This is a genomic window from Nonomuraea sp. KM90, from assembly GCF_052246675.1.
Classification (GTDB): domain Bacteria; phylum Actinomycetota; class Actinomycetes; order Streptosporangiales; family Streptosporangiaceae; genus Nonomuraea.
The window spans coordinates 52,287-63,499 of the sequence record NZ_JBQQCB010000060.1; the positions used below are offsets into that span (position 1 = coordinate 52,287).

13 protein-coding genes are annotated in these 11,213 nt (G+C 72.5%); 6 read left to right on the forward strand and 7 right to left on the reverse strand.

Annotated elements, in window-relative coordinates; genetic code table 11:
- Positions 1-100 precede the first annotated feature (100 nt).
- Together sigJ (ACTWPW_RS39060) and ACTWPW_RS39065 are read left to right on the forward strand one after the other, a co-directional pair.
- On the forward strand, positions 101-1,021 hold the full coding sequence (sigJ, locus tag ACTWPW_RS39060; protein ID WP_375108136.1) for an RNA polymerase sigma factor SigJ: 921 nt from the start codon (positions 101-103) through the stop codon (positions 1,019-1,021).
- Between the two features lie 45 nt (positions 1,022-1,066).
- Positions 1,067-1,360, forward strand: coding sequence for a hypothetical protein (locus ACTWPW_RS39065; protein ID WP_375108135.1), 294 nt, complete (start codon positions 1,067-1,069; stop codon positions 1,358-1,360).
- On the opposite strand, the gene ACTWPW_RS39070 is transcribed toward ACTWPW_RS39065, so the two are convergent.
- Positions 1,347-2,072, reverse strand: coding sequence for an alpha/beta fold hydrolase (locus tag ACTWPW_RS39070; RefSeq protein WP_443171622.1), 726 nt, complete (start codon positions 2,070-2,072; stop codon positions 1,347-1,349). The genes ACTWPW_RS39065 and ACTWPW_RS39070 overlap by 14 nt on opposite strands.
- Positions 2,073-2,205: 133 nt before the next feature.
- Here ACTWPW_RS39070 and ACTWPW_RS39075 point away from each other — a divergent pair, with 133 nt between their 5' ends.
- Complete coding sequence (locus tag ACTWPW_RS39075) at positions 2,206-3,060, forward strand: helix-turn-helix domain-containing protein (RefSeq protein ID WP_443171623.1); 855 nt, start codon at positions 2,206-2,208, stop codon at positions 3,058-3,060.
- On the opposite strand, the gene ACTWPW_RS39080 is transcribed toward ACTWPW_RS39075, so the two are convergent.
- The 5 genes from ACTWPW_RS39080 to ACTWPW_RS39100 all read right to left on the reverse strand — a co-directional run bounded on the left by ACTWPW_RS39080 (position 3,061) and on the right by ACTWPW_RS39100 (position 6,693).
- Positions 3,061-3,993: an EamA family transporter gene (locus ACTWPW_RS39080; RefSeq protein ID WP_443171624.1), complete on the reverse strand. Its 933-nt coding sequence runs from the start codon at positions 3,991-3,993 to the stop codon at positions 3,061-3,063.
- A gap of 99 nt (positions 3,994-4,092) precedes the next feature.
- The gene (locus tag ACTWPW_RS39085) at positions 4,093-4,938 is read right to left on the reverse strand and encodes an ABC transporter permease (protein ID WP_443171625.1); all 846 of its coding nucleotides are present in this window, start codon (positions 4,936-4,938) and stop codon (positions 4,093-4,095) included.
- Positions 4,935-5,837: an ABC transporter ATP-binding protein gene (locus ACTWPW_RS39090; RefSeq protein WP_443171626.1), complete on the reverse strand. Its 903-nt coding sequence runs from the start codon at positions 5,835-5,837 to the stop codon at positions 4,935-4,937. Before ACTWPW_RS39090 ends, ACTWPW_RS39085 begins: the two co-directional genes overlap by 4 nt.
- 146 nt (positions 5,838-5,983) lie before the next feature.
- Complete coding sequence (locus tag ACTWPW_RS39095; RefSeq protein WP_443171627.1) at positions 5,984-6,463, reverse strand: Clp protease N-terminal domain-containing protein; 480 nt, start codon at positions 6,461-6,463, stop codon at positions 5,984-5,986.
- Complete coding sequence (locus tag ACTWPW_RS39100; protein ID WP_443171628.1) at positions 6,460-6,693, reverse strand: hypothetical protein; 234 nt, start codon at positions 6,691-6,693, stop codon at positions 6,460-6,462. The genes ACTWPW_RS39095 and ACTWPW_RS39100 overlap by 4 nt, the downstream gene beginning before the upstream one ends.
- A 114-nt stretch (positions 6,694-6,807) precedes the next feature.
- Here ACTWPW_RS39100 and ACTWPW_RS39105 point away from each other — a divergent pair, with 114 nt between their 5' ends.
- From ACTWPW_RS39105 to ACTWPW_RS39115, 3 genes are all read left to right on the forward strand, one after another.
- Positions 6,808-7,668 (forward strand): alpha/beta fold hydrolase, encoded by an 861-nt coding sequence (locus ACTWPW_RS39105; protein WP_443171629.1) that lies wholly within the window; start codon positions 6,808-6,810, stop codon positions 7,666-7,668.
- A gap of 89 nt (positions 7,669-7,757) precedes the next feature.
- A complete protein-coding gene (sigJ, locus tag ACTWPW_RS39110; RefSeq protein WP_443171630.1) occupies positions 7,758-8,645 on the forward strand; it encodes an RNA polymerase sigma factor SigJ in 888 nt (295 codons plus the stop codon).
- A 397-nt stretch (positions 8,646-9,042) separates the two neighbouring features.
- Positions 9,043-10,125 (forward strand): threonine aldolase family protein, encoded by a 1,083-nt coding sequence (locus ACTWPW_RS39115; RefSeq protein WP_443171631.1) that lies wholly within the window; start codon positions 9,043-9,045, stop codon positions 10,123-10,125.
- A gap of 159 nt (positions 10,126-10,284) precedes the next feature.
- Here the strand turns inward: ACTWPW_RS39115 and ACTWPW_RS39120 are convergent, their stop codons facing one another.
- Complete coding sequence (locus ACTWPW_RS39120) at positions 10,285-11,022, reverse strand: Type 1 glutamine amidotransferase-like domain-containing protein (protein ID WP_443171632.1); 738 nt, start codon at positions 11,020-11,022, stop codon at positions 10,285-10,287.
- Positions 11,023-11,213: the final 191 nt, after the last annotated feature.

Here is an 11,213-nt window from a genome sequence, read left to right on the forward strand (position 1 = left end):
CGGCAGAATGTCAGCTTCCCGCGTCGCATCACATTCCGGGGCGCTGTCTCGTCGGGTGTGATGAGGGCAGCCACGTGCAGAAGGAAGGCCGGCGACAAGCATGACCACGAGAACCGAGCCAGGGGACGGCCAGGTCGATCCGGCTCTGAGCGCGATCATGAGCGAGCGCCGGCAGCTGATCAACCTGGCGTACCGGCTCCTGGGCTCCCTGGCGGAGGCCGAGGACGTCGTGCAGGAGACGTACGCCCGCTGGTACGCCATGTCGCGGCAGCAGCAGGAGGCCATCGAGACCCCCGGCGCCTGGCTGACGACGGTCGCCAGCCGGATCTGCCTCGACCTGCTCGGCTCGGCCCGGGTCCGCCGGGAGCGCTATGTGGGCGAGTGGGTCCCGGAGCCGGTGCCGGACCGTATGGAGTGGACGAGCCCCGAGGGGGACCCCGCCGACCGCGTCACCCTCGACGAGTCGATCAACATGGCCTTCCTGGTCGTGCTCGAATCGATGAACCCGGCCGAACGCGTCGCGTTCATCCTGCACGACGTCTTCCGCTACTCCTTCGACGAGGTGTCCGAGATCGTCGGCCGTACGCCGGGCGCCTGCCGCCGGCTGGCCTCGGTGGCCCGCCGCCGCATCCGGGAGGCCCAGGCCCCCGCGACGCCGAACGCCCGGCAGGCCGGCATCGTCCGGGACTTCAAGCGGGCCTGGGAGAGCAAGGACATCGACGCCCTCGTCGGCCTGCTCGCCCCCGACGTCACGGGGATCGCCGACGGCGGCGGCGTGGGCGGGACCATTCGCCGCCCGATCGTCGGCGCTGCGCGGCTCGCTCGCTTCCTGGTCAAGGGCTTCGAGAAGGTGCCCGGACTGGCGCTCCTGGAGCGCACGGTCAACGGTCAGCCCGGCCTGGTGGTCCAGCAGGACGGCGTCACCGTGGGGGTGATGGCCTTCGACCTCGCGGACGACCGGATCACGCACGTGTGGGCGGTGTCGAACCCCGACAAGCTCCGCCCCTGGACGGCGGACTGACGCGCGGGGCCCGAGGCGGTCGTGACGTGCTCGGCCTTGTGCTCGGTGAGCAGGCCGGCTCACGGGCCCGCCCTCGTCGTGGCCGCCGGGGAAGGTGAGCACGTCGGCGGCGCGGCCCTGGACCCGGATCGCGGGCAGGGGGCTGCCGCACGGGCAGGGGTCGGGACGGGTCAGGACCCGGTCGCCGAGGTCGTGGCGCAGGATCGGCTGCACCCGGTTGACCAGGTTGCTCACCAGGGCCGTGTGCGACAGCTCGCCCGGCGGGACCGGCCGGTGGTCGGCGTCGACCGGCCCGGGCGCCGCCGGGGCCGGGTCGGGGAGCGGGTCAGCCGAGCTTGAGCAGCAGGCCGGAGAGCTCGTCCGGCATGGTGATCATGCAGTCGTGGCCGGTCTCCAGCTCCCACACCTGCGCCGGGCTGCCGTTCGGCTGGATCGGCGGGACGGGCCGCCGGGTGATGCCCTCCGGTACGCCGGCCACGCAGTGGATGTGCGTCCGCGGGATCGCGTTCGCCGCCGGGTTGTCCAGCCGGACCGGTTGCTGGAGGCAGCGCACCGGCTGATCCGACAACAGCGTGCGCAGCCAGGCGGCGTCCGCCGGGTCGGTGACCCCGAACAGGCCCATGGGCGGCGGCAGCTCGGGCAGCGGCGGGATCCGCCAGCCGGCCCCGGATCCGGCGGCGCGGTCGATCAGCGCCTGCGTCATGGGCTGGACGTCGACCGCGCTCTCGCCGTCCTCCGGCACCATCGCGTCGAGGTAGACCAGGTGGGCGAAGCGATCCGGGACCTGGTCGGCCACCGACGAGATCACCAGCCCGGCGTAGCTGTGTCCCACGAGGATCACGTCGGTGAGGTCTTCCGCGGTGACCAGCCCGGCGATGTCACCGACGTGGGTGTCGAGCCCGACGTCGGGGCCGAGCAGGTGGGCCTTGTCGCCGTAACCGGTCAGCGACGGGGCGAGCACCCGATGCCCGGCCGACGCCAGCAACGGGACCACCCGCTCCCAGCACTGTCCGCTGTGCCAGGCGCCGTGTACCAGCAAATATGTTGACATGGTGTAGCTCCTTGGTGGGGTAATCGTGCTGAAGGTGAGGTTTCCGCTCGCGTTCGGCCGGAGCCAGAGCCCCCGCGATCCTGGGGGTGACAGGACCAGGCACGTACGAGGTCGCGCGACCTACAGTGGAGACATGAGGGACGAATCCCACCTTTTGGGTGATTACGTACGCGCCCGCCGCGAGCTCGTCACCCCTGAACAGGCCGGAATCCCCGTCCACGGAGCGCGACGCGTGCCGGGCCTGCGCCGGGAGGAGGTCGCGATGCTCGCCGGCATCAGCGCCGACTACTACCTGCGCCTGGAGCAGGGCCGCGACCGCAACCCCTCCGCGCAGGTCCTCGAGTCCCTCGCCCGCGTGCTGCGGCTCGACGACGACGCGACGGCGTACCTGCTGCGGCTCGGCGCCGGCCGGCCACGGCGGCCGCGGCGCCGGCCCGGGAGGGAGACCGTCCCTCCGGGCACCGCCAAGCTCGTCGCCACGCTCCCGCTGCCCGCGTACGTCGAGGGCCGCTACTTCGACGTCCTGGCCGCCAACGCCCTGGCGACCGCGCTGTCACCGCGCCTCGCGGTGGGGGGCAACCGCCTGCGGGACGTGTTCCTCGACCCCGCCGAGCAGGCCCTCTTCCCGGACTGGGAGGACGCCGCGGCGGGCATGGTCGCCGGCTTCCGCAAGTCCGTCGGCACCGACACGGACGACCCCCGATTCATCGAGCTCGTCGGCGAGCTCTCCCTCGCCAGCCCCCGCTTCAGCCGGCTCTGGGCCCGCCACGACGTGAACACGTGCGAGGGCGCATCCAAGCACATCGACCACCCCCAGGTCGGCGGCCTGCGGCTGAACCGGGAGAGGCTGGGCGTCAACGGCACGGCCGGCCAGACGCTCGTCGTCCTCCATCCGGACCCCGGCACCGACACCGCCGACAAACTGGCCCTCCTCGCCTCCGTCACGCAGACGGGACCGGCCGCCGGAGCCGCGCGCATCGACCGCTGATCAGGAAGCGGCGACGACCGGGCGGCGCGAGGCGGAGCGGGTCGCGGTCTGGGCCAGGAGCGCGCCGGACAGCAGGATCGACCCGCCGACGATCTGGAACCCGCTCAGCGTCTCCCCGAGCAGCCCCCAGGCCACCAGCGCCCCGCCGACGACCTCCAGCGACGCCACGGTGGCCCCCACGGCGGCCGACAGCCGCCGCACGGCGTGCACCCCCAGGATGTACGCCACCACGGTCGCGACCAGCACCATCCACAGGTACGCCACCAGCACGGGCAGCCGCTGACCATCCGCGGCGGGGGCGACGGACACCGTGAACGCCTCCCACCTGACGTCCCAGGGCCGCGCGAACGGGATCAGCACCACGGCCGCCCCCGTCATCCCCCAGGCGATGAGCCCCAGCGGGTCCACGTCGGCCCCGAAGCTATCGTTCATCAGGAAATATCCGGCCGAGCACGCCCCCGCCAGCAGCCCCAGCACCAGGCCCAGCGCGTCCAGCCGTACCTCCTGCCACACCTCGGCGACGATCCCGAGGCCCACGACCGCGACGACCGCCCCGACGTACGCGGCCGGCGCGAGCCGTATCTTGCGTACGAGCCGGACCCACGCCACCACCATCACGGGCGCCATGTACACCAGCAGCAACGCGATCCCCACCGGCAACCGCGTGATCGCCACGAAGTACAGCGACTGCACCCCGGCCACCGCCATCACCGCGTAGAGCCCGAAGAACGGCAACCTGGAGCGGGAGATCCGCAACGCCCGCGGCCTGGTCACGGCCAGCACGGCCACCAGGAGCAGCCCCGCCCCCGCCATCCGCGCCCACACGGCCTCGAACGGCGTCAGCCCGGCGGTGATGAGGTATTTGGCCATCGGCCCCGAGAACGCGAAACACGACGAAGACATGAACGCGAGCGCGAGCCCCGCATACCTCATCCCACACCACCTGCACCGTCATCACCGTCCAGCAGGGTTGACGCTGACATGTCCGACCTTCGGCACGCAACGGGATAAACCCGGCCGGGGGTGGTGGCGTCACCCGATCCGCTGGAGGGCCCGCTCGCGGCGGGCCGCCACGCCGGAGCCGGACTCCCCGCGCGCCATCCGGCGCAGCAGCACCGGCGCCAGCAGGAGGCCGAGCACCGCCCAGACGCCCAGCACGCCGACGGTCTCCAGGTGCCGCCAGGACTCGCCGATCTCCACCGCGGCCGCCGAGTCCGGCAGCAGGGCCGAGCGCACACCGAGGCCCATCCAGTAGATCGGGAAGATCTGGGCGATCGCCTGCAGCCATTCGGGCAGGACGGTGATCGGGTAGAAGATGCCGGAGATGCTGATCACGGCGAGGAACGGCAGCTGGATGAGCCCCTGGGCGCGTGCGCCGGTGAACACCGAGCCCAGGACCGCGCCGAGGGGCAGGGTCGCGAGCAGGCCCAGCGCCAGCACCCAGGCCAGGGCCGGCCAGGAGCCCAGCCCGATCGCCAGCCCTTCGACGATGAGCAGGCCGGGCACGAGGAAGATGGCCAGATCGGCGACCAGGCCGCCGGAGACCGAGATCACCTTGCCGACGAGGTAGGCGGGCATGCCGTGCGGGGTCGCCTTGGCACGCAGCAGGGTGCCGTCCTCGCGGTCGGCGGTCAGCTGCTGGCTCATGCTGATCACGACGGTCGCGGCGTTCATGCCGAGGATGCTGGGCAGGGCCAGCGCGCCGAGCAGCAGCCCACTGGTTCCGAACGACATGTCGCGGATGAAGAACATGACGGCCAGCATCAGTCCCGGCCAGAGGAAGTGGGAGAACAGCTCGGCGCCGTTGGTGAACGACTGGCGCAGCTCGATCAGGCCGCGGGACCAGCCCGCGCGCAGTGTGGCCGTGGCGGGGTTCATCGGAGGGCGTCCTCGGGGGTCTCGGCCTGGCGGACCAGGGTGAGGTAGGTCTGTTCCAGGGAGGCCCGGTGGATCTCCAGCTCCTGGATGTCGTCGCCGAAGCGGGCGAACAGGTCGCGGGCGAAGCGGGTGGAGTCGCCGGTCGTCTCGACGAAGCGCTGACCGCCCCGCGACCAGCGCACCTCGTCCGGGCCGGCGATCCGCCGAGCCAGCTCGGCGGCGGTGCCGTCGGCGATGATCCGGCCGCCGTCGAGGACGAGGATGCGGTCGGCGAGCTTCTCGGCCTCGTCCAGGTCGTGCGTGGTGAGCAGGACGGTGGTCTGCCCGGCGCCCACCAGGCGGCGCATCAGGTCGTGGAACTCGCGCCTGGCCTGAGGGTCGAACGCCGCGGTCGGCTCGTCGAGGAACAGCAGCTCGGGCCGGCCCACGAGGCCGATCGCCACGTCCAGCCGGCGCCGCTGGCCGCCCGAGAGGGTCCTGAGCTTCTTCCCGGCGTGCTCGGTGAGGCCGACCGTCTCGATCAGCTCGTCCGGGTTCCAGGGCCGCGGGATCTCCGGGGTGGCGAAGGGGGCGTAGTAGGTGCCGAGGTGGGCGAGGAACTCGCGTACGCGCCATTTGCCATGGTCGCGCCAGGACTGCAGCACGACCCCGAGCCGGGCCCGCCACCGCTCGTCCCCGTGCTCGGGGTCGGTGCCGGGCACCTCCACCCGGCCCTGCGAGCGGGTGCGGAAGCCCTCCAGGATCTCGATCGTGGTGGTCTTGCCCGCTCCGTTCGGCCCGAGCAGGGCCAGCACCTCGCCATGGTGGGCCCGGAAGGTGACATCGTGCAGCACGTCGACCGAGCCGTAGCGCATGCGCAGCCCGTCGACGTCGAGCGCGACCTGCTCGCTGCTCGTCATGAGATGACCTCTCTTCGTGATCGGACGCCCTCGCGAGGGGGAGACATGCCGGTGGGATCCGGCGCGAGGGCATGACATGTCGCCGCCCGGGGATCACACGAGGGGACGGCGAGCAGGGGATCAGGCGCGGCCGCGGTGGGCCGGATTCACCAGCTGTCGTGGGCGAGCGTCCGCCGGGCGCGTGCCATGAGGTCCACGCGGTCGACACCGGCCAGGGCGAGCGCCCGCGGGACCGTGCCGTGCTCGGTGTCCAGGATGCCGAGCAGCAGATGCGCGGGGCGGAGGTCCTTCTTGCCGGTGGCGGCGGCGAATCCGCGTTCGATCGCGAGCCGGGCCGAGGCGCCGATCTTGGGTGGCTTGGGGTCGCGGCTGGGCGCCGGAAGGGTGAAGGACGAGAGGGACACGCCGACCGCGTTCAGGCTGCGCTCGAACTCCCGGGCGAGCGCGTCGCTGATCGCCTGCCGCCCGAGCCCCGCGCCGGCCAGCACGCGGTGGGCGGCGGTGCCCTCGTGGGCGGCGATCGCCAACAGGAGGTGGTGGGCCTCGGTCGCCGCGGAGCCGTCCTCCCGCGCCTGCGCCGCACCCTCCTCCAGGATCGCGTTGATGTAGTGGTCGATCGCGCTCACTGGCGCCTCCTCAGCGTGACGCCGGCGGCGATGAGCCGCTTGGCGTGCTTCTTGTGGACCGCCTGACGGGTGACACCGAGGGACTCGGCGACGTCGGGCCAGCTCCAGCCCGCGCGCATGGCCTGCTCCACCGCCGCGTCCTCCAGCCGGTCGGCCAGGCGCCGCAGCGCGACGACGGCCGCCAGCGCGTCGGCCGGGTCCTCGGGAACGGATAGGTCTTCTGCCGGCATGCAAGCAACCTTAGTTGACTAATTCCGGAATAGTCAACTCAAGTTGCTTACGGCGGCTCCCGGCGGTGAGGTGCCGTATGTCACAGTCCGAGGCGTCCGTCTCGTCCTTGGGGCATGAGTCGTAACCGGAAAGGCGATCCCGCGCCCACCGACGCGCACCCTCGAACCGGCCGGCCCGGCCCGCGCGGGCCGGCGGTCACCAAGGCCGGTGCCGGGCCGCCGCTGGTGCTGCTGCACGGTGCCGGGTCCGCGCGCTCGTCCTGGGAGCCGGTGCTCGACCGCCTGGCGGGCTCGCACACGGTGTACGCGGTGGACCTGCCGGGCCACGGCGAGTCCGAGCCGCTGAGCGGCGGCCACGCGTCGACGCCGCGCCGGCTCGCCGAGGTCGTGGCCACGGCCCTGGACGAATGGGGTGTCGGCACGCCGCACGTCGCCGGGCACTCGGTCGGCGGGTGGACGGCGCTGGAGCTGGCGAACCTCAGGCCGGTCGCCTCGCTGACCCTGCTGGCCCCGGCCGGTCTGTGGAAGAAGGGCCAGCCGACGTACTGCCTCGTCAGCTTGTTCCTGACCTGGGCCGGCTGCCGCTTCGCCGCGCGGCCGCTCACCGCGCTGGCCCGCCGCGCCTGGGCCCGCAGGCTGCTGTTCTGGCAGCTCTTCGCCCATCCCGAGAGGCTCAGCCACCAGGACGTGGTCCGCGACGTCACCGCCTTGGGGCGGGCTCCGGGTTTCCTGCCGACCTTGTGGGCCGTCCGGAAGATCCGCTACCGGGCGAGGCGGGACGTGGTCGCGCCGGTGACGCTCGTCTTCGGGGCCTCGGACCGCCTGCTCCTCGCCCGGCAGTCCCGGTTCACCGACCAGCTCCCGCCGCACACCCGGCAGCTGGTCCTGCCGGACGCCGGTCATCAGCTGGTGAGCGACGCCCCTGAGGCGGTCTCGCGGCTCATACTCGCGACCACGGAGACGACGGCGCCGTGATGTCACACTCGGACGGTCAACGTCCCGCGCTCCTGGGGGCCCAGGAAGGTCTCGCCGGACGGCGACCGCGGCGAGCGGATCTTCGGGGCATGGCCGGGCTGAGCGGCGACCGGGAAGCCGAGCTGTCGGTCGGCTACGCCGCGGCCCGCTCCCACCTGACCCGGGTGGCGTACGCGATCCTGGGGACGGTGTCCGAGGCCGAGGACGTGGTCTCCGAATGCTGGTTCAAGCTCGTCCGCGCCGACCGGGAGGATCGCGTCCAGGACGTCGAGGCCTGGGCGACCGTGGTCGTCGCGCGGGAGGCGATGGACGTGCTCCGGTCCGCACGGGTACGCCGTGAGACCTACACCGGTCCCTGGCTGCCCGAGCCCCTCCTGGCTCCCGTGGCGGACCCCGCCGACCGGGTCACGCTCGACGAGTCCGTCAGCTTCGCGCTGCTCGTCGTCCTGGAGTCGCTCACCCCGGCGGAGCGCACCGCCTGGGTGCTCCACGACCTCTTCGGCCTGACCTTCGAGGACGTCGCCGCGACCGTCGGCCGCACCCCGGCGGCGGTACGCCAGCTCGCCGCCCGCGCCCGCAAGCACGTCGGCGAGGGCGCGCCGCGCGTGGACGTCGACCGTGACCATCACCGCCAGGTGGTCGAGCGGTTCCTGGCCGCCGCGTCGGGCGGCCACCTGAGCGCCCTCGTCGCGATCCTCGACCCCGGCGCCGTGCTCACCAGCGACGGCGGCGGCAAGGTCAACGCCGCCCGCCGGCCCGTCCACGGCGCCGAACAGGTCGCCCGCTTCGTGCTCGGCCTCATGGGCAAGGCCGGACCCGGCCACGTCCTCACCCCGGTCGCCGTCAACGGCGTTCTCGGCGTGGCCGGGCATGTTCACGGCAGGCTCGACACGGTCGTCTCGTTCACGGTCGCCGGCGGGCTGGTCCATCGGGTCGACTTCGTACGCGCCCCGGACAAGCTGCGGCTCCGGTTTTGACGCTCGGAAAAGTAAAGCCTAGGCGATGTCCCTAAAATCGTGAAATCCGGGGAAGGATCGTTATACCCGAGTGGTTCCTCTACATATTGGCCTAATAAGAGAGGTCACTATTCATGGGAGGGAACCATGATGATCAAGCAGTACCTCGGATTGCTGGGATTCCGGCAGCCGTACCCCGATCCCCGGTCGCCCAGTGGTGGTTCTGACAGCAGTCGCAGCTCGCGCCGACGGAGGCGCCGCCGCTGACAGCTGTGACCCGACCACAATCGAACAGTACGACGTGGCCAGAGGGCGGCGTGAGCGCGATGTCTGAACGCTCGACGCCGCCCTCTGGCGTTCCCGTCCTGTAGGGTTCCGGCAGGTTACTGCGAACCACTTGCAACAGCAGAGGATGCGGATGTCGGACACCCCCTCGTCCATTCGGCGGTCGTTGTTCCTGCATGCGCCGATCCGGCGTGGCCCGCGCGTGGTGCTGCGGCAGATGCTGGAGCTCGTCGACGACGACACCCCGCCGGACGGCCCCGACGGTCCCGTCGCCGTGCTGGAGCGGCGGCTGGCGCACCTGCTCGGTAAGCAGGCGGCGCTGTTCTTCCCCAGCGGGACGATGGCCCAGCAGGTGGCGCTGCGCGTACACGCCGACCGGCGGGGGCGCCGCGCCTTCGCCGCCCACCCGCAGTCGCATCTGGACGTGTGGGAGGAGCAGGGCTACAACGCCGTGCACGGGCTGTGGCTGCGCCGCACCGGCGACCCGCACGAGCTGATGACGGCCGGCGACCTCGCGGCAGCCGCCGGCGAGCCGCTCGCGGCGGCCGTCTGGGAGCTGCCGCAACGCGACCTCGGCGGCCTGCTCCCGGACTGGGCGGAGCTGTGCGAGCAGGTCGGGCTCGTACGGGCCACCGGCGCCGCCGCGCACCTGGACGGCGCCCGGCTGTGGGAGGCCCAGACCTACTACCGGCGGCCCTTCGACGAGATCGCGGCCCTGTTCGACACGGTGTACGTCTCGCTCTACAAGAGCCTCCAGGGAGTGCGCGGCGCCGTGCTCGCCGCCGACACTGAGACCGTCCAGGCCGCTCAGGTGTGGCGCCAGCGGCTCGGCGGCGGCATCCGCGACGCCTGGCCGCTCGCCCTGGCCGCCCTGGTCCACCTGGACACCCTGGCCGAGCGCATGCCCGCCTACCGCGAGCACGCGATCGCCATCGCGGCCGCGATCAACGCCGACGGCGCCGCCCGAGCCCACCCCGACCCGCCGCAGACCCCGATGTTCCACATTCACCTGCCGGCCCCCAAGCGGGCCGTGGAGCGGGCCGGCGCGGAGCTCCTGGCCGAGCACGGCATCCAGCTGTGGGGCCGGGTGCGGACCGTCCCGGATCCCTCGCGGTGCAGCTTCGAGGTCAGCGTCGGCGAGAACGCCATGGAGTTCACCCCCGACGAGGTGGCCGCCCTCCTCCGCGACCTGCTGACCCGGGCAGGGCCCGGCTGACCGGCGGATCCGCACACCTGCACCGCCAGCACCGCCTGCACACCGCCTGCACCGCCTGCACCGCCTGCGCCGCCTGCGCCGCCCGCACCGCCACCCGCCGAGGCGCGTCCTCCGAGGCCCCGGTCCCGACGCGGACCCGGGGTCTCATCCGGCCCGGGGTCAGGCCGGCGGGGGCGTCCAGAGGCGGGCGGGCAGGGCCGTCTCGCGGTGCTTGCCGTCGCCGTCGGGCTCGACGAACCACGCGTTCCTGCCGGGCAGGACGGCGAGCGCCTCGTGGCAGCGGGTGCCGACGAAGTGCAGGGCGACGCCGTCCTCGGTGGCGTACCCGGCGGGGAGCGTCCCCTCGCCGACGAACCGGCGGAAACTGGACCGCCGGGGCTGGTCGGCCAGGTCGTCGTGGACCCCGTTGCTGAACGGCAGGAAGCCCAGGCCGTCGTCGACGGCGTCGAGGTCGTCGCCGTAGGAGTCGGTCACCCCGCCCACGTGCCAGCACAGGCTGCCCGCGCTCTGGCCGGCCAGCACCACGCCCCTCTCCCAGCACTCACGCAGGATCGCGTCGAGCCGATGCGCGCGCCACACCGCCAGCAGGTTGATCACGCTGCCGCCGGACACGAAGATCACGTCCTGGGCCAGCAGGTGGGCCCGCACGTCGGGCACGTTCGGCTGCGTGAACAGCCGCAGGTGGGACAGCTCCGCCTCGCCGAACGAGCCGGCCCGCGCGTACCAGCCCTCGATGAGCTCCCGCGAGTCACCGGCCGCCGTGGCGATGAGGCACACGCGCGGCCTGCGTACGTCGGCCAGCCGCATCGCCTGCCAGATCTGCACGCCCGGGTGCCGGAACCCTTCAGGGGGGTACAGGACGCCGGAGCAGGCCAGGATCTGAGGTTCTCTGATCATGGGCACCCATCCTCCGGCCCGGTGAGGCGCGCCCGCAAGGTCGCCGGGCACAGCCAAGATGATCAACCTCGGGTATTCACCGCTGAAGCGCTTTGAAGATCGGTAGATGCAAGGAAGGTGCCTCCGACCTGCGATGATCGGATTGCCTAGATCACGAAATCGCAGAGAACGGATGCACCTTCAGGGTGAAC

Bases quoted from the DNA above. Each gene is read 5' to 3' on its own strand.
- sigJ (WP_375108136.1), top strand. From the start codon at position 101: ATGACCACGAGAACCGAGCCAGGGGACGGCCAGGTCGATCCGGCTCTG.
- ACTWPW_RS39070 (WP_443171622.1), bottom strand. From the start codon at position 2,072: ATGTCAACATATTTGCTGGTACACGGCGCCTGGCACAGCGGACAGTGC.
- ACTWPW_RS39075 (WP_443171623.1), top strand. From the start codon at position 2,206: ATGAGGGACGAATCCCACCTTTTGGGTGATTACGTACGCGCCCGCCGC.
- ACTWPW_RS39080 (WP_443171624.1), bottom strand. From the start codon at position 3,993: ATGAGGTATGCGGGGCTCGCGCTCGCGTTCATGTCTTCGTCGTGTTTC.
- ACTWPW_RS39085 (WP_443171625.1), bottom strand. From the start codon at position 4,938: ATGAACCCCGCCACGGCCACACTGCGCGCGGGCTGGTCCCGCGGCCTG.
- ACTWPW_RS39090 (WP_443171626.1), bottom strand. From the start codon at position 5,837: ATGACGAGCAGCGAGCAGGTCGCGCTCGACGTCGACGGGCTGCGCATG.
- ACTWPW_RS39100 (WP_443171628.1), bottom strand. From the start codon at position 6,693: ATGCCGGCAGAAGACCTATCCGTTCCCGAGGACCCGGCCGACGCGCTG.
- ACTWPW_RS39105 (WP_443171629.1), top strand. From the start codon at position 6,808: ATGAGTCGTAACCGGAAAGGCGATCCCGCGCCCACCGACGCGCACCCT.
- sigJ (WP_443171630.1), top strand. From the start codon at position 7,758: ATGGCCGGGCTGAGCGGCGACCGGGAAGCCGAGCTGTCGGTCGGCTAC.
- ACTWPW_RS39115 (WP_443171631.1), top strand. From the start codon at position 9,043: ATGTCGGACACCCCCTCGTCCATTCGGCGGTCGTTGTTCCTGCATGCG.
- ACTWPW_RS39120 (WP_443171632.1), bottom strand. From the start codon at position 11,022: ATGATCAGAGAACCTCAGATCCTGGCCTGCTCCGGCGTCCTGTACCCC.